The 19,275-nt window shown below is 70.8% G+C and carries 19 protein-coding genes and 2 pseudogenes; 8 read left to right on the top strand and 13 right to left on the bottom strand.

Features of this window, described 5'->3' with window-relative positions; all coding sequences use genetic code 11:
- Positions 1-127 precede the first annotated feature (127 nt).
- The 9 genes from LHJ74_RS16055 to LHJ74_RS16015 form a co-directional block, all read right to left on the bottom strand.
- Entirely contained in the window at positions 128-1,195 is a 1,068-nt protein-coding gene (locus LHJ74_RS16055) for an N-acetylglucosamine kinase (RefSeq protein ID WP_260218724.1), read from the bottom strand.
- The gene (locus LHJ74_RS16050; RefSeq protein ID WP_260218723.1) at positions 1,192-1,869 is read right to left on the bottom strand and encodes a uracil-DNA glycosylase; all 678 of its coding nucleotides are present in this window, start codon (positions 1,867-1,869) and stop codon (positions 1,192-1,194) included. The genes LHJ74_RS16055 and LHJ74_RS16050 overlap by 4 nt, the downstream gene beginning before the upstream one ends.
- Positions 1,870-1,959: 90 nt before the next feature.
- Positions 1,960-3,066 carry a WD40/YVTN/BNR-like repeat-containing protein gene (locus LHJ74_RS16045; RefSeq protein ID WP_260218722.1) on the bottom strand — a complete coding sequence of 369 codons (1,107 nt, stop codon included), beginning with the start codon at positions 3,064-3,066 and terminating at the stop codon, positions 1,960-1,962.
- A 142-nt stretch (positions 3,067-3,208) separates the two neighbouring features.
- The gene (locus tag LHJ74_RS16040; RefSeq protein WP_260219023.1) at positions 3,209-4,633 is read right to left on the bottom strand and encodes an FAD-dependent oxidoreductase; all 1,425 of its coding nucleotides are present in this window, start codon (positions 4,631-4,633) and stop codon (positions 3,209-3,211) included.
- A gap of 125 nt (positions 4,634-4,758) precedes the next feature.
- Complete coding sequence (locus LHJ74_RS16035) at positions 4,759-5,406, bottom strand: TetR/AcrR family transcriptional regulator (RefSeq protein ID WP_260218721.1); 648 nt, start codon at positions 5,404-5,406, stop codon at positions 4,759-4,761.
- Between the two features lie 164 nt (positions 5,407-5,570).
- Entirely contained in the window at positions 5,571-6,275 is a 705-nt protein-coding gene (locus tag LHJ74_RS16030; protein WP_260218720.1) for an HAD family hydrolase, read from the bottom strand.
- The gene (locus LHJ74_RS16025) at positions 6,272-6,910 is read right to left on the bottom strand and encodes a phosphatase PAP2 family protein (protein WP_260218719.1); all 639 of its coding nucleotides are present in this window, start codon (positions 6,908-6,910) and stop codon (positions 6,272-6,274) included. Before LHJ74_RS16025 ends, LHJ74_RS16030 begins: the two co-directional genes overlap by 4 nt.
- A gap of 135 nt (positions 6,911-7,045) precedes the next feature.
- Entirely contained in the window at positions 7,046-7,987 is a 942-nt protein-coding gene (locus tag LHJ74_RS16020; protein ID WP_260218718.1) for a M56 family metallopeptidase, read from the bottom strand.
- Positions 7,988-8,117: 130 nt separating this feature from the next.
- A complete protein-coding gene (locus tag LHJ74_RS16015) occupies positions 8,118-8,684 on the bottom strand; it encodes a DUF5134 domain-containing protein (protein WP_260218717.1) in 567 nt (188 codons plus the stop codon).
- On the opposite strand from LHJ74_RS16015, the gene LHJ74_RS16010 reads away from it, so the two are divergent.
- Positions 8,569-9,960 (top strand): IS701 family transposase, encoded by a 1,392-nt coding sequence (locus tag LHJ74_RS16010; RefSeq protein ID WP_260218716.1) that lies wholly within the window; start codon positions 8,569-8,571, stop codon positions 9,958-9,960. The two genes, LHJ74_RS16015 and LHJ74_RS16010, sit on opposite strands and share 116 nt — an antisense overlap.
- Here LHJ74_RS16010 and LHJ74_RS16005 read toward each other — a convergent pair.
- Positions 9,884-10,379, bottom strand: a pseudogene (locus tag LHJ74_RS16005) (IS5 family transposase); the annotation flags it as partial. The gene LHJ74_RS16010 and the pseudogene LHJ74_RS16005 overlap by 77 nt on opposite strands.
- Position 10,380: 1 nt before the next feature.
- The gene (locus LHJ74_RS16000) at positions 10,381-11,415 is read right to left on the bottom strand and encodes an AraC family transcriptional regulator (RefSeq protein ID WP_260218715.1); all 1,035 of its coding nucleotides are present in this window, start codon (positions 11,413-11,415) and stop codon (positions 10,381-10,383) included.
- Between the two features lie 67 nt (positions 11,416-11,482).
- Between LHJ74_RS16000 and LHJ74_RS15995 the strand changes: the two genes are divergently transcribed.
- The 3 genes and pseudogenes from LHJ74_RS15995 to LHJ74_RS15985 form a co-directional block, all read left to right on the top strand.
- Entirely contained in the window at positions 11,483-12,742 is a 1,260-nt protein-coding gene (locus LHJ74_RS15995; RefSeq protein ID WP_260218714.1) for an MFS transporter, read from the top strand.
- Between the two features lie 148 nt (positions 12,743-12,890).
- Entirely contained in the window at positions 12,891-13,778 is an 888-nt protein-coding gene (locus LHJ74_RS15990) for an alpha/beta fold hydrolase (protein WP_260218713.1), read from the top strand.
- A 69-nt stretch (positions 13,779-13,847) separates the two neighbouring features.
- Positions 13,848-13,982: pseudogene (locus LHJ74_RS15985) on the top strand (IS701 family transposase); the annotation flags it as partial.
- Positions 13,983-14,033: 51 nt separating this feature from the next.
- On the opposite strand, the gene LHJ74_RS15980 reads toward LHJ74_RS15985, so the two are convergent.
- Positions 14,034-14,426, bottom strand: coding sequence for a VOC family protein (locus LHJ74_RS15980; RefSeq protein ID WP_260218712.1), 393 nt, complete (start codon positions 14,424-14,426; stop codon positions 14,034-14,036).
- 92 nt (positions 14,427-14,518) lie between these two features.
- On the opposite strand from LHJ74_RS15980, the gene LHJ74_RS15975 reads away from it, so the two are divergent.
- On the top strand, positions 14,519-15,052 hold the full coding sequence (locus LHJ74_RS15975; protein WP_260218711.1) for a GNAT family N-acetyltransferase: 534 nt from the start codon (positions 14,519-14,521) through the stop codon (positions 15,050-15,052).
- Here the strand turns inward: LHJ74_RS15975 and LHJ74_RS15970 are convergent.
- Positions 15,036-15,719 carry a glycerophosphodiester phosphodiesterase gene (locus tag LHJ74_RS15970; RefSeq protein ID WP_260218710.1) on the bottom strand — a complete coding sequence of 228 codons (684 nt, stop codon included), beginning with the start codon at positions 15,717-15,719 and terminating at the stop codon, positions 15,036-15,038. The genes LHJ74_RS15975 and LHJ74_RS15970 overlap by 17 nt on opposite strands.
- A 203-nt stretch (positions 15,720-15,922) precedes the next feature.
- Here LHJ74_RS15970 and LHJ74_RS15965 point away from each other — a divergent pair, with 203 nt between their 5' ends.
- Genes LHJ74_RS15965 through LHJ74_RS15955 form a run of 3 tightly spaced genes read left to right on the top strand, consistent with a single transcriptional unit; the run spans position 15,923 to position 19,217 of the window.
- On the top strand, positions 15,923-17,317 hold the full coding sequence (locus tag LHJ74_RS15965; RefSeq protein ID WP_260218709.1) for a DUF6421 family protein: 1,395 nt from the start codon (positions 15,923-15,925) through the stop codon (positions 17,315-17,317).
- Between the two features lie 44 nt (positions 17,318-17,361).
- The gene (locus LHJ74_RS15960) at positions 17,362-18,129 is read left to right on the top strand and encodes an SDR family NAD(P)-dependent oxidoreductase (protein ID WP_260218708.1); all 768 of its coding nucleotides are present in this window, start codon (positions 17,362-17,364) and stop codon (positions 18,127-18,129) included.
- Positions 18,126-19,217, top strand: a complete 1,092-nt coding sequence (locus tag LHJ74_RS15955; RefSeq protein WP_260218707.1) for a threonine aldolase family protein — start codon at positions 18,126-18,128, stop codon at positions 19,215-19,217. The genes LHJ74_RS15960 and LHJ74_RS15955 overlap by 4 nt, the downstream gene beginning before the upstream one ends.
- Positions 19,218-19,275 lie beyond the last annotated feature (58 nt).

Raw genomic sequence — 19,275 nt, 5'->3', positions numbered from 1 at the left:
CGCATGTTAATGCCTTTGCGGTCTCTGCTGTTCGGCCGGGGGAGGTGGGTCCGAATTTGTCCTTATCCCTCCCGCGTGTCGCACGAGCCGTCCGCGTCGCAGGTCAGGGCCGCTCAGGCTGGCCCGCTCAGCTCAGCGAGAGCAGCGCGGGGTCGGCGGGAAGCCGCAGCGAGCCCGCGGCGAGCCGCGCGGCGATCAGCAGCGCGCCGTCGAGCGGATCGCCCGCCGGGACGGCGGCCCGGGCATGCGGCAGCTGTGCCGCGAACTCTTCCCGCAGCGGTCCCAGCAGCGCCTCGCCGGTACGGAAGAGCCCTCCGGTGAGCGCCACCGCCGGCGCCTGATCCCCCTGGCCCGCCGCATCGGCGGGCGGGCAGGCCGCCGCCGCGCTGGAGGCGATCTCCGCCGCCGCCCGCCGCAGAATGTCCGCCGCCACGGGATCGGGCGGGCCGTCCGCCCCGTCGACGGCGCACCGGGCGACCTCCGGGGCGAACGAGGCGAGCACCGCCGCCCGGTCGGTACGCGGATACAGCGCGCCCGGCAGCCCTCCGGCCGGACCGAGGAGCCGTTCGGCACGGCGCAGCAGTGCGGCGGAGCCGCCCGTACGGCCGTCGTGCGCGCGCAGCGCCGCCTCCAGCCCGGCCCGGCCGATCCAGGCGCCGCTGCCGCAGTCGCCCAGCAGATGGCCCCAGCCGTCCACGCGGCGCCAGCTCCGCAGGTCGGTGCCGAGCGCGATCATTCCGGTGCCCGCCGCCACCACGACGCCCGGCCGCTCACCGAGGGCACCGGCGTAGGCGGTGACGGCGTCGGCGGCCAGCGCGAGCCGCCGCACACCCAGCGACTCCCGCAGGGCGGTGGGCAGCACGGCACGCAGCTCCTCGCCGAGCGTCGCCATCCCGGCCGCGCCGACACACACAGCGGCGATCCGGGCGTTGCCCGGCGCGTCCGCCGCAGCGTCGGCCGCCGTGCCGGCTCCGGTGCCCGCCCCGCCGGCCGCGTCCGCCAGGAGGCCGTGGGCGGCGGGGAGCAGCTGTTCCAGCAGGTGCCCGGCGTCGATTCCGGAGCCGCCGGTACGCACCGGTTCGCGCGAGGCCCGACGGCCCACCGTCTCGGGGAGGCCGTCCGCGGAGACGCGGGCCAGCGCGGTGCGCAGTCCGGATCCGCCCGAGTCGACGCCCATGACCCAGTCATGGGTCATGGCAGGCGCCAGTCCACGGCGGCGGCCTCCTGCTGCGCCAGCAGGTCGTTGACCTTGCTGAACGGGCGGGAGCCGAAGAAGCCGCGGTCGGCCGACATCGGCGAGGGATGCGCGGACTCGACCGCGGGCAGACCGCCCAGGAGCGGGCGCAGGTTGCGCGCGTCCCGGCCCCACAGCACCGAGACCAGCGGCTTTCCGCGCTCGACCAGAGCCCGGATCGCCTGCTCGGTGACCTCCTCCCAGCCCTTGCCCCGGTGTGCGGCGGGTTTGCGGGGCGCCGTGGTGAGGGCGCGGTTGAGCAGCAGAACGCCCTGCGCCGTCCAGGGGGTGAGGTCGCCGTTGGACGGCCGGGGGAGTCCGAGGTCGCTGTGCAGCTCCCGGAAGATGTTCTCCAGGCTGCCGGGCAGCGGACGCACCTCGGGCGCGACGGAGAAGCTCAGACCCACGGCATGCCCCGGGGTGGGGTAGGGGTCCTGTCCGACGATGAGGACCCGCACCTCCTCGAAGGGCTGCTGAAAGGCGCGCAGCACCTGCTCACCGGCAGGGAGGTACGTTCTCCCCTCGGCGACCTCGGCACGCAGGAAGCCGCCCATCTCGGCGACGCGTCCGGCGACCGGGTCCAGCGCTTTGGCCCAGCCGGGTTCGACGATTTCGTTCAAAGGTCGTGCAGCCACGGTCGGTCACTCTAGCGGCTCGCGAGCGCACTCCGCGCCGTCACGCACTCATCCGGCCATCTGCTCTGCCGCCGTGCAGGGCAGGGGAGTTCAGCCGATCACCGCCGCCCGCACACAGAGCACGTCCGGCAGGTGCGCGGCCAACTGCTGCCAGCTGTCGCCGTCGTCGGCGCTGGCGAACACCTCGCCGTTGCGGTTGCCGAAGTAGACGCCCGCCGGGTCGGCGTCGTCCGTGCAGAGCGCGTCGCGCAGCACCGGCCCGTAGTGCGCCGTCTCCGGAAGCCCTGCGGAGAGCTCCTGCCAGCTCGCTCCCGCGTCCTCGGTGCGGTGCACCCGGCAGCGGTGCTGTGCGGGCACCCGGTCCGAATCGGCGTTGAGCGGGAAGACATACGCCACTCCGCCCCGGCGCGGATGAGTCACCACGGGGAAGCCGAAGTCGGAGGGAAGCGTGTCACCGATGGACGTCCACCGGCTGCCGCCGTCGTCGCTGCGGTAGACGCCCCAGTGGTTCTGGAGGTAGAGGCGGTCGGGGTCGACCGCGTCCCGGGCGATCTTGTGCACGCACTGCCCGTGATCCGGGAAGCGCTGCTCCTCCGGCAGGAACGTCGCCTGCACACCGCGGTTGCACGGCTCCCAGCTCCGGCCGCCGTCGGCGGTGCGGTACGCGCCGCCCGTGGACACCGCGACGGTCACCGCCTGCGCGTCGCGCGGGTCGACAAGCACCGTGTGCAGTCCGAGACCGCCGCCGCCGGGCTCCCAGCTCTCCCGCGTCGGGTGCTCCCACAGCGCCCGTACGAGCGCGAAGCTCTCCCCGCCGTCCGCGGACCGGAACAACGCGCCGGGCTCCGTCCCCGCGTACACCACGTCGGGCTCCGAGGCGGGGCCGGGCTGGAGCTGCCAGACCCGCTCCAGCGAGGTGCCCGTCTCCTGCGGGAACTTCACAGCGGGCTGCTCCGGCTCGGACCAGCTCGCACCCAGGTCGTCGGAGCGGAAGACCGACGGGCCCCAGTGCGCGCTGTCCCCGCCGACCAGCAGCCGGGGGGCGGTGGGGCGGCGGGTGTCGATGCCGACGGAGTAGACGGCCTGGGCGTTGAAGTACGGACCGGCGAGATCCCAGTGCGCCTGCCGCCGCCCGGCCGCCTGGCGTGCCAGGAAGAGGCCCTTGCGGGTGCCTACTGCGAGAAGTACGTCCGTCATACTGGACACCGCCCTTTCGACCGTTTCGACATCGTCGTCTTGGGTACTGAGCAGCAGTCTGCACCCCGGCACTGACAATCGCCCTGCGACGGCGGAGTCCTCGCAGGCCAGGCCGCGTGTGCGCTCCTCGGCGGGCCGCCTTTCAGCGCGTCCGGTCCTCCAGTTCGCCCGCATCGGCCAGTTCGCCCGCATCGGCTCCGCCCGAGCCGGCGGCGGACAGCAGGCCCGCCCAGTCCGGGATCTTCACCCGCGAGCGCTCCAGCGAGCGCCCCAGGGCTGCCTCCGCCGACTCGATGGCCAGCCAGCCCGGCCACTCGACGGGCCGCGCCCCCGCCGCCCGCAGCACCTCCAGCGGATCGCGCGTGCGCGGCCCGGCCGTGCGCAGCAGTTCTTCCGCGTCGGCCAGCAGCGAGCCCACGGTCTCCTTCGCACACGGCCGGTTGGTGCCGATCACGCCCGTCGGCCCCCGCTTGATCCAGCCCGCCACGTATTCTCCGGGCGACACCGTCTGGCCCGGCGAGGCCGCGTCGCCGCGCAGCACCCGGCCCGCCGCGTGCGGGACGGTGCCCGTCGCGGGGTCGAAGGGCAGCCCGGGGAGGGCCACCCCGCGGTAGCCGACCGAGCGGAGCACCAGCTGCGCCTCGATCTCCTCGTACCGGCCGGTCCCGGTCACCCCCGTGCCGCCGTCCGGCACGGTCCGCTCGAAGCGCACCGCGCGGACGGCGCCCCGGCCGTCGTCCAGCAGTTCGACCGGGCGCAGGAAGAAGCGCAGCTCGACCGAGCGGCTGTGTCCGCGCTCCGTACGCCGTGCCCAGTCGCGCAGGACCGTCAGGTTGCGGCGGGTCGCGCCCGGCAGGCCTTCCGGCCGCTCGTACGCCGGATCCAGGGCCAGCTCCGGCTCCCGTACGAGGGCGTCCGCGTTCGGCAGGGTGCCCAGCTCCCGGAGCTCCTTGGTGGTGAACTTCGCCTGGGCCGGACCGCGCCGCCCCACCATCGAGATCCGCCGCACGGTGCTCGCCGCGAGGCCGCCCAGGGCGCTCTCGGGCACGTCGGTGTGCCGCAGTTCGGTGGCCTCGCGGGCCAGGATCCGCGCCACGTCCACCGCGACGTTGCCGATGCCGATGACCACGGCCGACCGGGCGTCGAGGGGGAAACCGGGCGCCGCGTCCGGGTGCGCGCTGTACCAGGAGACGAAGTCGGTGGCCGACTGGCTGCCGCGCAGCTCCTCGCCCGGGATGCCGAGCTGCCGGTCGGTCGCGGCCCCGACGCAGTAGACGACCGCGTGGTACAGGCGCAGCAGTTCCGCGGGGCGGGTGCCCTCCGCACCGACCTCGACGTTGCCGAGGAACCTCACCTCGGGGCGCTCCAGCACCGCACGCAGACTGCCCTGCAGGGACTTGATCTTCTCGTGGTCGGGCGCCACGCCGTAGCGGACGAGGCCGTAGGGGCAGGGCAGCCGGTCGAGCACATCGACCGCCACCCGCGGTCCGTCGCCCTCCCGGGAGGCGAGGCCCTGCGCGGTGTAGACACCGCTGGGGCCCGAACCGATGACCGCGACACGTAGCAGGGCTGGCACTGGACGTCCTTCCCGCCGGGGTTCCCAGGATCGCACCGCGGGGCCCGGGGCGGGAGGGTCCGGGGCGGGCGCGTTGCGGGTGCGCGCGGTTCAGCTCCGGGCGTCAGTTCTGTGCGTCAGTTCTGGGCGGGCAGCCGGAAAGCGGGCCTGGACGGCTGGCTCGCCGACGGAGGGGTGCCGAGCTCCCAGTCCAGCCCGTACCGCCCGAAGAGTTCCGCGCGCAGCCGGGCGATCGGCATGGGCGCGCCGGGCAGCAGGACGGCTACCACCGCGCCCATCAGCAGCGCGCGCAGCAGCGTGTAATCCGCGTCCGGGTCGGTGGAGCCGTACTGCGAGACGGTCCGGTGCAGGAGCGCCGCCAGCCGCTGCTGCTCGTCGCACTGGACGAAGCCTTCCTGCTGCAGGATTCCCGCCATATGGGCGCGCATCAGGACGGGGTGCTCGCGGCCCAGCCCCAGGATCGCGTCGATGGCGCGGGCGAGGAGTTCCTGCCCGGCGTCCGGGCCCTCGGGTATCGGGGGCCGGTCCAGTGCCTCGGCCAGTGTGAGGTGCATCAGGCGGTGCACGGCGGACTGGAACAGCTGCCGCTTGCCGGGGAAGTAGTACGAGATCAGACCGCGTGCCGAACCGGCCCGGTCTGCGATGTCTCCCAAGGTCGTCGCCTCGTACCCGCGCTCTCCGACGACTTCGATCGTCGCCTGGAGGAGACGTTCGCGGGAGCGTCGGCGCAACTCTTCATTGACCGATGGGCGCCGAGGGGACATCCTGTAACTCCTGCGTTGACTGGCTCTGAGCCAATATACTCACGGGACTTCGGGTACCGCCTGCCTACGCGACGGGTACCCGGTGCTGCTGCCGATATCGGGGCGACGCGGGGGATCGCCCCGGTATCGGTGTGTCACCTGCTGCGCAGGCCCACCCTCGCCGCTCACGCTGGCTCGTCCAGCCGCTCGAGCACCGGCCCGAGGCCGTGCGGCCGCCGCTCCACCGGCAGGTGCTCCACCAGGTGGACGGCGCAGCCGATGTCCGCCGCCCCGCCGTCCGCCCGCGCGTCGTCACCGACCATGAGGACCTCGCCGGGCGCGCGGCCGAGCCGCCGGCAGGCCTCCTGGAAGAGCCGCGGATCCGGCTTCTGGATGCCGTGCTCGAAGGAGAGCAGGTAGTCCCGCACATACCGGTCCAGCCCGTGCGCGCGGAACACCGGGCGCAGATCCCAGCCGATGTTGCTCACCACGGCCACCGGCACGCCCCGGCGCACCAGTTCGGCCAGCACCTGCTCGGTGTCCGGGTAGGGCTGCCAGGCGTCGGGTGCCTTGTGGCGCTCGTACAGGGCTTCGTGGAGCCCCGCACCCGGCAGCGGCACCCGGCGCGCCAGCGCGGTGTAGGCCTCCCGGTGCAGCTGTGCGCTCCGGTCGCGCTCCGCCCACAGATGTGCCAGCTCCGGCGGAAGCGACCTGGGCGTTGTGCCGCCCGGCAGTGCGCCCGCCTCCTCCAGGAGCGCCGCACACCGTGCGAACTCCTCCTCGGGCAGTGCGATCCCCTCCTGCCGCAGTACGGAGCCGAGCCAGCGCGTCACCGGCTCGACCCGCAGCAGGGTCCCGGAGAAGTCGAAGAGCACCGCTGTCACCGTCATTCCACACCTTCCGCTGTTTTCCCCGTGGTGCGTCGGCGCACCCGGAACCGGGCTCCCGCGCATGCGGCGATCGCCGCCCCCAGCAGGCACCCCACCACCACATCGGTCAGCCAGTGCACGCCCAGATAGATCCGGGTGAAGGACACCCCGGCCACGGACACGCCCGCCACCGTCACCGCCGTCCACCACAGCGGGGCCGGGACCCGCAGATACCGCAGCAGCCACAGCAGCAGCCCGCAGACGAAGGCGGCGGACATCGCATGCCCGGAGGGCATCGCCGCGTAGTGGGCCGAGTCGACGGGCTCCGCCCACTGCGGGCGGTCCCGTCCGATCGCCGCTTTCAGGCCCTGCTGGGCCGCAGTCCCGCACGCTCCCGCGATCGCGAGCCGGATCGCGGCACTCCACTGGGCACGCCAGCACATCCAGAGGACGGCGGCCGTCAGCAGCGCCCGCATCGTCCAGGTGTCCCACACCCAGTCGGTGAAGATCCGCGCGGTCTTCGTCCAGCCCGGATGTGCGAGTGCGAAGCTGTGGAGTTCCCGTGCGAGTGACTCGTCCACGTCCAGCAGCGGATCCCATCCCACGGCCACCAGCGCGATCAGAACCGCCGCGAGCACACACAGTACCGGTGCCACCGTTCTCCAGCCATGGGGCCAGGGTGGCGGTACGGAAGCGGGCGCCGCCCGGTCGCTGCCGGGTTCGACGTCTGGACGGGGGTACGGGCGGGGAGCGGGCATGGACCGATCCTCACGCACAGGTCGGGGAAACGGCTAACCCAACGTGCAGAGGCCCGGGATGAAAGCGACGAGCAGGGGTACGACGGGCACCAGCGAGGCTACCGCGCCCGCCCGCAGGCGCTGCCCGACCGGCAGCCGGTGCGCGGGTGCGAGCAGTCGGTGTACGCGCTGCGGCAGCAGACCACGGGGCGCGGCGCACGGGCCGAAGACCCCGCGGTCCTCGTTGAGTTCGACGAGAGCCATGGCGATGGTCATCCGGCCGTAGCGGCGGGACGCGACATCGTCGGCGGCGAGTTCCACCAGCCGGTGCACCTGGTCACGGAAGGCGGCGAATACCGGCACCCGGCGGAAGCCGACGGCGAGCGCGTCCGCACTGTGCAGCAGCCAGTCGTGCCGCGCCCTGGCGTGCCCCTGCTCGTGCTCCAGCACCGCGTCCAACTGCCGTCCGCGGAGCCGCCGCAGGGCAGCGGTGGTGATGACCAGCTGCGGCGCCGAACCGGGCAGCCACCAGGCATCCGGACGCTCACCCTCCAGCACGACGAGGCGGTCGCCCGCGGACGCCTGGTCCTCGCCGGGCAACTGAGGCGCCCGTACCCGCAGTTCGGCTCGACGGTGGCGGCGGCGCAGCCGGGCATCGCGGATCTCGCGCAGCAGCATGGCGCCCGTCCAGGCACCGCCGCAGGCGAGCAGCACGGCCAGCGGCGCGGCCCAGGGTTCGTAGAGCCCCAGCCGGTACGCCTCCTCCACGCCCTGCGGCGCCGGGGCGAACACATGGCCGCGCACCACCTGCCAGGCAGCCGCGGCGGACAGCGCCATCGCGAGCACACAGCACAGCAGGACGGCGGCCACCACGCACTGCCACACCCACAGGGCGAGCACCGGCTCGCGGTCGGGCCAGGCGGAACGGGTCAGCAGGCGCGGGGCGAGAAGGGCGGCGAAGCCGCCGAGGACCAGCAGCGCGAGCGGGACCAACATGGTCACAGACTAGAGGGCGGACATCCGGCGGGTGCGCCGCCCTACCCAGAAGTGACGCATCACTCACCGAGGGGCAGCATCACCTCCTGCGCTGCGGCGTCGCAGGCGCGCGGCTGCCGCGCGAGCCCCCTCACATGCCCAGCAGCATCGCGAACGAGCCGAGCGCGAGCGCGAGCCTGCACGCGTCGGCAGTCGCGGGCAGCGGGACCGCCGCGCTGTCGCCCGCCGTCCCGGAGGCGGCCGCCGGCACCAGCCGGGTGCCCGCCCGCAGCGCGTAGACGCCGAAATACAGCAGCAGCGCGCCGGTGAGCGCGGGCACGCCGCCCGGACCCGCGGAGTGCGCGGCGTGCCCGCCGCCGCTCCCCGCGGCCGCCTGCATCACCAGCGCCATATAGAGCATCGCCAGCGCTTCGAGTACGTGGTGGAGGAAGTGGGGCCCGGAGGACCGTGCCGCCCCGTGCAGCAGCAGGGAGAGCGCGGAGAGCGCCGTGGCACCGAAGAGGACGGCCAGCAGCAGCGGCGACACCACCGTTTCGCCGGGCAGTGCCATGGCCGCCATGCCCAGCCCCATCGCGGCTTCGATGCCGGAGATCCGCCGCTGCCCGGCGCTGCCCTGCCGCACCCTGGTCAGGCAGTACGCGCCGACCGCCCCGCATATCGCGACCAGCAGCCAACTCACCACGCCAGGCCCATGCACGGCGCACCTCCCCGAGGAGGCTGCCCCGGGGAGATTCCGGCTACGGGAGCGCCCGGAAGCACAGCAGCGCGTCGGGGTTCCTTCATTGCGCGCAGGCGTACGCCTGCGCGCAGACCCTAGTACTGCAACGAACACTCCGTGTCGTGGTGTGCGCTGTCTCCTTGATTGCTGTGTGCGAGGGCTATTGACTGACGGTTGGTCAGACGTGTCCGATGACTTGGTGGCGCGGTTCGCGGGCCGGTTCGGCCGGGTGGAGTCCCGGCGGCGGATGGTGTCCTGCCTGCGGGGACTGCTCGGCGAGGCCGAACAGAAGAACGGCTGGACGCTGGCCGGGGCCGCTGGTGACGACGGCCCCCAGGGGGATGCAGCGACTGGCGGAACCACTACCTGTGGGACGCCGACGCGTTGCGCGACGACGTCCGCGACGCGGTCGTGGAACATCGGGGATTCCGAGCGGGGAATTCTCATTCTCGACGAGACAGGATTCCTGAAGAAAGGCACGCGGTCAGCCGGGGTGGCCCGGCAGTATTCCGGAACGGCCGGCCGGGTCGAGAACTCCCAGGTCGCGGTCTTCCTGGCCTACGGCTCCGGCCGGGGTCGTGCCCTGATCGACCGTGAGCTGTATCTGCCGAAGGGCTGGACTTCGGACCGTGAACGCTGCCGGGCAGCCGGTATCGACGATGATGTCGAGTTCGCCACCAAACCGGACCTGGGCCTGCGCATGCTGAAACGTGCGGTGGAGGCCGGAATCCCGTTCGGCTGGATAACCGCCGACGCACTCTACGGTCAGACGAGCCGTATCCGGTTATGGCTGGAAGAACACGACATTCCTCATGTGCTCGCGATCCTGAGATCGCAGATGGTCATGACCATGGAATTCTTTGGTCAGGCCCGAGCCCACGCGTTGATCAATCAGCTTCCCGTTGACGCCTGGAAGCCTCTGAGCTGCGGCGAAGGTGCTCATGGGGCGAGGGTCCACGACTGGGCCGCAGCTCCGATCCGGCCCTGGAGGCGCCAGGGCTGGGACCACTGGCTGCTGGCACGCCGCAGCCTCACAGACCCCACGGAAATCGCCTACTGCATCTGCTTCTGCCCGGCGGGGACGCCCCTTGAAGAGCTGGCGAGGATCGCGGGATCTCGACGGATGGTCGAGGAGTGTTTCCAGACCGCGAAGAACGAGACAGGGCTCGATCACTATGGGGGATCAGTGCCTGGCTGTCGTGCGTGTTGGCGCCCGAGATGCCGATGGGCAGGGGCAGGCCGGTCCGCTCCGTGATCAAGTGGATCCTTGACCCGTACGTGTCCCGGTCTACAGGATTCGGGCCTGTCAGTTCCCCCTTTTCAGGGCCCGCATGTTGACCGAGTCGATCGCGCACCGGGACCAGTCCAGCTCGCCGCGGGGTCCGAGTTCGTCGAGGACCAGGCGGTGGAGTTTGGCCCACACCCTGGCCTTCGTCCACTCGGTGAAGCGGCGGTGAGCCGTCGCGCGGACGGCCCGGACGATGCGGTCGGCAACTGCTGCCACGTGCAGCCCGAGGTCGCCACGAAAACGATTGCCGCCAGCACTTCGCGGTCGCCGTGCCGGCGCCGGCCACCACCTTGAGGCCGTGACGGCACCTCCGGGACCACTCGCTGGAACAGTTCCCACAACTCATCCGGCACCAGCCGCTCAACGATCCTCGCCACGACTGGCAGCTTATCCAGCCAAATGAGATGACATCTTAGTAGCCTTTGAATGTGGGGTGTCTCTGCTGGCCCCGGGCGGCTGGCCGGTGACGCGTTTGAAGGCACGGCTGAAAGCGGCCTGAGAGGTGTAGCCGAGGCGTTGCGCCACGGACTGGATCGGCAGCGTGTCCTGGGCCAGCCACTGGTCGGCGAGGAGCATCCGCAGCTCCGTGGCGTAACGGAGGGGCGGCATGCCGATCGTGGTCTGGAATCGGTCTGCGAAGACAGACCGGGAGACATTACATTCCGCTGCCAGCTCTGCCACGGTCCAGTGATGCCCGGGCTGCCTGTGCAGGGCCAAGATGGCGCAAGCCAGGCGAGGGTCACGCAACGCGGCCACGAGGCCGGAGGTATTGTCGCATCCGCATTCGACCCAGCCCCGCACGATCATGGCCGCCGCCACTTCGGCCAGACGAGCAAGGATGCCGGCGAAGCCCACGCGCGCGGCGCAGACTTCGCGCCTCATGGAAGTGAGAATCGGCATGAGCCCGGGGTAACGCTTCCCCCCGGCATCGACCAGCATGACATCGGGCATCAGCTGGCTGATGCCCTGCATTCCGCCGAGGTCGAACTCCATGTAGCCGTTGAAGAAGATCGCGCTGGGATTCGGGTCGACGCTCGGGCAGGCGTTCACGTCACAAACTGCGTTGCTGAGGGTGACCGCGTCGAAACTGTCTATACCCCGGGCTGGTATATCCGGACCGGAGAGCAGCTGATGGGACTCGCCGTGGGGCATGAATACGGCATTTCCTGCCGAGAGCTCGTGGACAGTTCCGTCCTCGGCGCGCAGGACGGCGGAGCCGACGGCTAGGAAGTGGAAATAGGCACGTCCGGGCTTGGCCTCGAAATGGAGGCCGAACCGCGGGCCGGCATGGACGCGGCGGTACCGGACACCGCGCAGCCGCATGCTGGTCAGCAGTTCGCTGATGAGGTCAGACGATACGGCGAACTGTCCTGAAGCCCCTCCGCCCGGAGTCTCGGTCAAATATGGCAGACGTTCTGTCATAGCTCATCCTGAAGTTCGCGTGCAGGCTTGACTCGACCCTTTCACGCGATGCAGGAGAAGCAAGCAGTTGAGCAGTGATGTGTGTGACACCGTGCCCGATGACAACCCTGGCGAAGCGGTCGATGTGGAACTGGTACCGCCCGAACCTGTCTCATCGTCTTGGGCGGCGGTGTTCTCGCTGGCGATGGGTGTATTCGGGCTGCTGACGGCGGAGTATCTGCCGGTGAGCTTGTTGACTCCGATGTCCGCCGACCTGGGGACATCGGAAGCTATGACGGGGCAGGCGGTGACTGTCACGGCGGCGGCAGCGATGCTTTCCGGGTTGTTGACGGCGACCCTGACCCGGAAGATCGACCGAAGGATCGTGTTGCTCAGCTTCACCGTCCTGATGATCGTGTCCAATCTGCTGGTGGCCGTAGCCCCCAACATGGTGGTGCTGATGCTGATGCGGATCCTGCTGGGTGTCGCACTCGGTGGCTTCTGGAGCATGGCGGCGGCGGTGGCGATGCGTCTGGTGCCCGCAGCTTTGGTTCCGCGTGCAATATCGATCATCTTCAGTGGCATTGCGGTAGCGACCATCGTGGCGGTGCCGCTTGGCAGCTACCTCGGCGAGCTGTCCGGTTGGCGCAGCACCTTCGTGGCGGCGGCCGCACTCGGGGTGGTGACGTTGGTGTTCCAGATGTTCGCGCTGCCCCGGATGGCGCCCCGTGGCACGGCACGGCTGGGCACGTTGTGGGAGGTGCTGCGACGCCCGGGCTTCGGGGTGGGCATTGTGGGGATGCTGCTGGTTCACATTGGGCACTACGCGCTGTTCACCTATATCCGGCCTGCTCTGGAAAACGTGGTGAAAGTCGACGTCGATAAGTTGGGGCTGCTGTTGTTCGTCTTCGGAGTGGCGAACTTCGTGGGCACGCTGGTGGCCGGGTGGCTTTTGGAGATCAGCCTGCGCCTGACGTTGACACTGACGCCGGTGCTGATGGGCGTTGCAGCACTGGGCTTGGCACTATTTCCCGCTGGGCAAGTCGGATATGTGGCTCTGGTGGTCCTCTGGGGCCTGGCCTTTGGCGGCGTGTCGGTGGCATGGTCGAACTGGTCGACTCGTATGGTGCCTGACCAGGCAGAAAGTGCGGGCGGGCTGGTGGTGGTAGGCGTGCAGTCTGCTATCGCCGGCGGGGCTGCCGCGGGCGGTGTGATGTTCGGTATCGGCGGCGTCATCACCGTATTCACTGTCTCTGGCGTCGTGCTGCTCGCCTCCGCATTGCTGATCGTGCTGCGGGTCAAAGCGCCCCGACACGCGCAAGGAGCTGACTCATCGATGCAGTCCTGAGAGATGCGGCCGACGCGCGAGGACCGCGCGAGGACGTGGCGGTGCTGCCGTCATGCGCCGCCGATTTGAGGCGGGAACGGCTCACCGTATCGATCTCAGCCCATTAGTTCCCAAAGGATTTCCCCATGTACAGATAGAGGAGTAATCCATGAGCAAGATCGAGCAGACCGTCGAGATCCCCCACCTCGGCGGGTCGACCGTCGGGTACACCTTCGCCAAGTCGTACGACCCCGCGCTCCCGACGCTGGTCCTGATCAACTCGTACACCACCTCGGCCGAGCTGTACCGGCCGCAGTTCGCCGACCCGGAGCTCGTATCCGCGGCCAACCTGCTTGCCCTGGAGCCCTACGGGCACGGCCGCACGAGGGCCTCGTACCAGGACTTCACCTACTGGGACAGCGCAGTCGCGAACCTACAGGCCCTCGAGGCCCTTGGGATCCGCGAGGCTTTGGTGCTGGGGACCTCGCAGGGCGGCTGGGTGGCAGTCCGCATGGCGCTGCTCGCCCCGGACACCGTGAAGGGCCTCATCACGCTCGGCACATCAATGGACTTCGAAAGCCCGCGCAGCCGCGACCTGGGGTGCTGGGACGGGATCGGGTTCAACACGCCGCTCATCGACGCCCTTGCCGAACCGGTCGGCGAGGACTGGGTCGTGCCGGACGAGGTCGTGGACGACGTGTTCGACACGGCCATGGGCGGCGTATCGGCCGGGGAACGCGAGTTCTGGCTCGCCACCTACCGCGCGAACTACGCCGGTGATGCCGGACGCCGCCGCCTGCGCCTCAGCACGGTGAACCTGCGGGACCGCGACGGGCTCCACGGCAGGCTCGACGAGGTTCGCTGCCCCGTCCTGTGGTTGCACGGCACCGCGGACCAGGTGTACTCCGTGGCGAACGCCCAGGAGGAGATCCGGATGTTCACCCGCTCTCCCGGGGCGCGTCTGGAAACCATCGAGGGCGGGCAGCACTTCCTGAGCGCCTCGAACCCCGCTGAGGTCGACTCCGCGGCGATCGACTTCGTGCAGCGCTGGGTCTGAGTTTTTTGTTTAGTACTGCAACGACACTCCGTGTCGTGGTGTGCGGTGTCTCGTTAATTGCTGTGTGCGAGGGTCCACGACTGGGCCGCAGCTCCGATCCGGCCCTGGAGGCGCCAGGGCTGGGACCACTGGCTGCTGGCACGCCGCAGCCTCACAGACCCGACGGAAATCGCCTACTGCATCTGCTTCTGCCCGGCGGGGACGCTGGCCGCACCAGGACGCCTCGCTACCGGGCAAACCTTGCCAGACGCAGCACTAGCTTCCCGGCCGGTAGCGCAACGGGTGGTCCGGTGGCACCTCCACGACGACGACGCCGACCTCGTCGGGGGCGGCGATCCACATCTCGACAAGCCCCCAGGGCTCCCGCACCGGCTCCCGCACGATGCGCACGCCCCGTGCGGCCAGTTCCTGCCGCGCCGCACGGGCGTCCGCCACCTGGAGCCAGAGCCGCAGCCCGGGGCAGGCGGGTTCGGCCGCCCTCCCCGAGACCTCCAGGAAGCCGCCGCCCAGGAAGTAGACCGTGCCCCGCTCCGGCCCGGACCCGAACTCGCGGTGGACGGCCAGCCCGAGCGCCTCGCCGTAGAAGGCGCGGGAGCCCTCCGGATCGGTGGGCCGCAGCAGGATCCGGCTGCTCAGTACGTGCACCATGCGCCGGACGATAGGCGCGGCGGGCCCCGGGTCGCGCGGGACACCACGGGAGCCTGCCGACTATCGCGCACGGGGTCGTAAGCTCGTTTCCCATGGACCATGCCGATCCGACCTTCCGTGCCGCGACCGAGGACGACATCCCGGTGCTGGTCACGCTCATCGACTCCGCCTACCGTGGCGACGCCAGCCGGGTGGGCTGGACCACCGAGGCGGACCTGCTGGCCGGGCAGCGCACCGACCCGGAAGCCGTGGCGGCCGTCATCAAGGATCCGGACAGCACGCTGCTCGCGGTCGAGCGTGCCGGTGAGCTGGTCGCCTGCTGCCAGCTGGAGAAGCGGGACGGGCACGCCTACTTCGGGATGTTCGCCGTACGCCCGCAGCTCCAGGGCACCGGCCTGGGCCGGGCCGTCCTCCGGGAGGCCGAGCGCAGTGCCGGCGAGGCATGGGGCGTCGCCGAGATGCACATGACGGTCATCACCCAGCGCGAGGACCTGATCGCCTGGTACGAGCGGCGGGGCTACGCGCGCACCGGCCGGATGAGCCCGTTCCCCTACGGCGACGAGCGTTTCGGTCTGCCGCAGCGCGACGATCTGGCCTTCGAGCTGCTGGTCAAGCCGCTCGGCTGACCGCCTGGCGGATACCGGGCAGGTCGGTGACCACACCGTCCAGCTTCAGCTCGCGGGCGCGGGCCAGCTCGTCGGCGGTGTTCACCGTCCAGCTGATGACCTTGATCCCGAAGGCACGGCAGCGCTCCACCGTCTCCGCGTCCAGATGACGCAGGTCCAGTGAGACCATCTCGGCGCCCAGTTCCCGTGCCCGCTCCGGAGCCGTGGGCGCGCTCCTTCCCGCGACGAGCACCAGTGGCATCTCGGGCAGCTGCTCACGGGTCTCACGCAGCGCGTCGTCGTGGAAGGAGATGACGGTGACGCGGCGGTGCAGGTCGTGCTCCCTGACCGCCTCGGCGAGCACCCGGGCCGCCGCCCGGTCCTTGATCTCGGCCTGCAGCGGCGCCCGTACGGCGGCCACGACCTCCTCGAAGACGGGCACCCGCTCGCCCTGCCCGGCGTCCAGCCCGCGCAGTTCGGCGAGCGTGAGGCCGCCGATGGGGCCGGAGCCGTCGGTTGTGCGGTCCACGACGGCGTCGTGCATGACCACCAGCGCACCGTCCTTGCTGAGGTGGAGGTCCAGCTCGATCACATCGAGACCCTCGCGTTCGGCGCGGCGGAAGGAACGCAGGGTGTTCTCGGGCTCCACACCCATCAGCCCGCGATGTCCGACGGTGAGCAGTGCCACGCTGCGTACCCGCTTTCGTGCGTCTCGTATGGCGTACACGCCCCTCGTACCGGGTGTACGGCGCGTACGGGCGGCCAGCCTAGAGCGTTCGCCGCGGGCTCCGCCCTCCGGGCCGGGCCGGATTCCCAAGGCTGCCACTTGAGCGCGGGTTCCTTTGGCGGTTACCGTACCTGTACAAGACTTTCTCCTGTGGAGGGCTGGTCATGACGGAAATTCTTTCGCCAGTAGCTACGGATGGTGACCCGTTGTCCGCGGACCGAGTGGTAGACCACCCCGCCTGGCCCGTGCTGAAGGCGGCCGTGGAGGCGATACGCCCCGCGCAGGACAAGGACGGCGCGATCGACTTCGACGCCGAGGACGCGCCGTCCCGCGAGTCGGTCGAGGCCGAGCTGGAGCGGGCGGTGTCGGCGGTGCGCGAACTGGCCCCGCTGCTGCCGCACGACGCCGCGTACCACGAGGCGCTCGTGGACGACCTGCGCCGCTGGGGCGCCGAGGGCTTCGGGGTGCCCGACTTCCTCGACTCGCTGCTCGCCTTCCAGCCCGCCCAGCAGCGTGCGGACGGCCTCCAGCACCTCGTCGTCTTCGCGATGTACACGCAGAACGGCAACCCGGACCGCAATCTGGAAGCCGTCGTCCTGCGCATGGTGTGGCCGGACTGGCTGGCCGAGCTGGAGCGCACCCGCTACGACAACCCGATGTTCTGCGGCATCACCTTCGAGGACTTCACCTCGGGCTACGACACCAACTCCGCCGTGCTCTTCCCGGAGACGATCGCCGTACGCCAGGCCCCCGAGCGCTTCACCTGGGGCGGCATCTTCTGCGACCGCGAGGCCGCCCGTTTCCGCCGTGTCGTCGACGCCGCCTGCGACACCACCAGCCTGGAGCTGCCCGAGGACGCCCGCGGCCTGCTGACCGACCAGCAGCGCGCCCAGCAGACCTTCGTGCTGTGGGACATGGTCCACGACCGCACGCACAGCCATGGTGACCTGCCGTTCGACCCGTTCATGATCAAGCAGCGCCAGCCGTTCTGGATGTACGGACTGGAGGAGCTGCGCTGCGACCTGACCGCCTTCCACGAGGCCGTCACGCTGGAGGCCGAGGGCTTCCCCCAGGGGCGCGACGTCCAGTACGCGGTACTGCTCGACCGCCTCTTCCGCTTCCCCGTCACCGGCCCGCGCAACCGGAACTACGACGGTCTGGGCGGCCAGCTGCTCTTCGCCTACCTGCACAAGCACGATGCGCTGCGCTGGCGGGACAACCGCCTCACGATCGACTGGGAGCGTGCCCGCGAGGTCACCGTGCGCCTTCGCGAGGAGATCGAGACGCTCTACCGCGACGGCATCGACCGGCCCAAGATCGTGCACTGGTTCAAGGCATACGACCTGGTCTCCACCTATCTCTCCCCCCACCCCGGGTCCACCTGGGCCAAGGGCCCCGACGCCCTGGACCTGAGCCTCCCGCCCCGCAAACTCGTGGACGACGTGCTCCCGGACGAGTTTCCGCTCAGCATGTTCTACGAGGCCCTCGCGAAGAAGCTGCGCGGTGTGATCACATCGACCAAGGGCATCACGGCGGAGTCCGTCGCCGCGGCAGCGTGACGGCCGTTCACCGCGGGCATTCCCGCGACAAGGAGGCTACGACCATGAGCACCACAGAGGGCAACGGGGCGAACGGAAGGCTGGACGGCGCCGTCGTCGCTGTCGCCGGCGCGGCCGGGCCCGCGGGGCAGGCCGCCCTGCTGCGGCTCGCCGAGGCGGGTGCCACCGTCGTCGCCGCCGACGCGGACGCCCAGCGGCTGGCCGAGGCGGTCGACGCGGCACGCTTCGCACACGGCGGAGCGACGGTCACGGGTGACACCGTCGACCTGCTGGACCTCGACGCGAGCCGTGCGTGGGCCGACCGCACCGAGAAGGAGTTCGGCCGCGTCGACGGCCTGGTGCACCTGGTGGGCGGCTGGCGCGGCTCGGCGACCTTCGCCGAGACCGACCTCGCCGACTGGGACGTCCTGCACGACCTCCTGGTGCGGACGGTGCAGCACACCTCCCTCGCCTTCGAGGGCGCGCTGCGCCGCAGCGGCAACGGCCGCTATCTGCTCATCAGCGCAGCCGGGGCCGGCAAGCCGACCGCGGGCAACGCGGCCTACGCCGCCGCCAAGTCGGCGGCCGAAGCCTGGACGCTGGCCCTGGGCGACTCCTTCCGCAAGGCCGGAGGGGAGAGCGGGCCGCCGGCCGCGGCCGCCGTCCTGATAGTGAAGGCGCTGGTGAACGACCAGATGCGCGCCGAGCGGCCGCAGGCCAAGTTCACCGGCTTCACCGACGTGAAGGATCTGGCCGAAGCCGTCATCGGCACGTGGGTCACGCCCGCCGAGGAAGTGAACGGAACCCGACTGTGGCTCACCCCCCAGCCATGACGACAGGCGCCGCGGCAGCCCCCGCCACGCACGCCAAACGTCGCCACGACCCGCAGATGCGCGGCTTCGCCAGTGACAACTACGCGGGTGCGCACCCCGAGATCCTCGCCGCGCTCGCGCTGGCCAACGGCGGCCACCAGCCCGCGTACGGCGCCGACGACTACACCGGCCATCTGCAGCAGGTGATGCGCAGCCACTTCGGCCCGTACGCCCACGCCTTCCCCGTCTTCAACGGCACCGGCGCCAACGTCGTCGCCCTCCAGGCGCTCACCGACCGCTGGGGTGCGGTCATCTCGGCCGACAGCGCCCACATCCATGTCGACGAGTGCGGCGCGCCCGAGTACGTCGGGGGGCTCAAGCTGCTCACCGTGCCCACCGAGGACGGCAAGCTCACCCCCGAGCTGATCGACCGGGAGGCGTACGGCTGGGACGACGAGCACCGTGCCATGCCGCAGGTCGTCTCGATCACCCAGAACACCGAACTGGGCACGCTCTACACGGTCGAGGAGATCCGGGCCATCTGTGAGCACGCGCACGAGCGCGGCATGAAGGTGCACCTGGACGGCGCCCGCATCGCCAACGCGGCGGCGGCCCTCGACGTGCCGATGCGGGCCTTCACGCACGCCGCGGGCGTGGACATCGTCTCCTTCGGCGGGACGAAGAACGGCATGCTCTTCGGTGAGGCCGTCGTCGTGCTCGATCCGGATCTGACGCGCGCGATGAAGCATCTGCGCAAGCTGTCGATGCAGCTCGCCTCCAAGATGCGCTTCATATCCGTGCAGTTGGAAGCGCTGCTGGCGCGTGACCTGTGGCTGCGCAACGCCCGCCACGCCAACACCATGGCCCAGCGGCTGGCGGCCGGTGTCCGCGCCGTGGAGGGGGTGCGGATCCTCTATCCCGTCCAGGCGAACGCGGTCTTCGCCCGGCTCCCGCGGGAGGTGAGCGAGCGCCTGCAGAAGCGCTACCGCTTCTACTTCTGGGACGAGGCGGCCGGGGACGTGCGCTGGATGTGCGCGTTCGACACCACCGAGGAGGATGTCGACGGCTTCGTGGCCGCCCTCCGCGAGGAGATGACCGCCCGGCGGTGAAGAGGGCGGCCACCGGGCCACTGCATGAAAAACCAGTGCATGGATATGCGGCCGACCG

Source organism: Streptomyces gossypii, assembly GCF_025165795.1.
Lineage (GTDB): Bacteria > Actinomycetota > Actinomycetes > Streptomycetales > Streptomycetaceae > Streptomyces > Streptomyces gossypii.
This window is presented reverse-complemented; position numbering and strand designations above follow the sequence as displayed.

Excerpts from the sequence above, each read along its gene's own strand:
- LHJ74_RS16020 (WP_260218718.1), bottom strand. The coding sequence starts at position 7,987 with ATGTTGGTCCCGCTCGCGCTGCTGGTCCTCGGCGGCTTCGCCGCCCTT.
- LHJ74_RS16055 (WP_260218724.1), bottom strand. The coding sequence starts at position 1,195 with ATGACCCATGACTGGGTCATGGGCGTCGACTCGGGCGGATCCGGACTG.
- LHJ74_RS15990 (WP_260218713.1), top strand. The coding sequence starts at position 12,891 with ATGAGCAAGATCGAGCAGACCGTCGAGATCCCCCACCTCGGCGGGTCG.
- LHJ74_RS15960 (WP_260218708.1), top strand. The coding sequence starts at position 17,362 with ATGAGCACCACAGAGGGCAACGGGGCGAACGGAAGGCTGGACGGCGCC.
- LHJ74_RS15975 (WP_260218711.1), top strand. The coding sequence starts at position 14,519 with ATGGACCATGCCGATCCGACCTTCCGTGCCGCGACCGAGGACGACATC.
- LHJ74_RS16030 (WP_260218720.1), bottom strand. The coding sequence starts at position 6,275 with ATGACGGTGACAGCGGTGCTCTTCGACTTCTCCGGGACCCTGCTGCGG.
- LHJ74_RS16010 (WP_260218716.1), top strand. The coding sequence starts at position 8,569 with ATGCCGGAGATCCGCCGCTGCCCGGCGCTGCCCTGCCGCACCCTGGTC.
- LHJ74_RS15980 (WP_260218712.1), bottom strand. The coding sequence starts at position 14,426 with ATGGTGCACGTACTGAGCAGCCGGATCCTGCTGCGGCCCACCGATCCG.
- LHJ74_RS15955 (WP_260218707.1), top strand. The coding sequence starts at position 18,126 with ATGACGACAGGCGCCGCGGCAGCCCCCGCCACGCACGCCAAACGTCGC.
- LHJ74_RS16045 (WP_260218722.1), bottom strand. The coding sequence starts at position 3,066 with ATGACGGACGTACTTCTCGCAGTAGGCACCCGCAAGGGCCTCTTCCTG.
- LHJ74_RS16000 (WP_260218715.1), bottom strand. The coding sequence starts at position 11,415 with ATGACAGAACGTCTGCCATATTTGACCGAGACTCCGGGCGGAGGGGCT.
- LHJ74_RS16035 (WP_260218721.1), bottom strand. The coding sequence starts at position 5,406 with ATGTCCCCTCGGCGCCCATCGGTCAATGAAGAGTTGCGCCGACGCTCC.
- LHJ74_RS15965 (WP_260218709.1), top strand. The coding sequence starts at position 15,923 with ATGACGGAAATTCTTTCGCCAGTAGCTACGGATGGTGACCCGTTGTCC.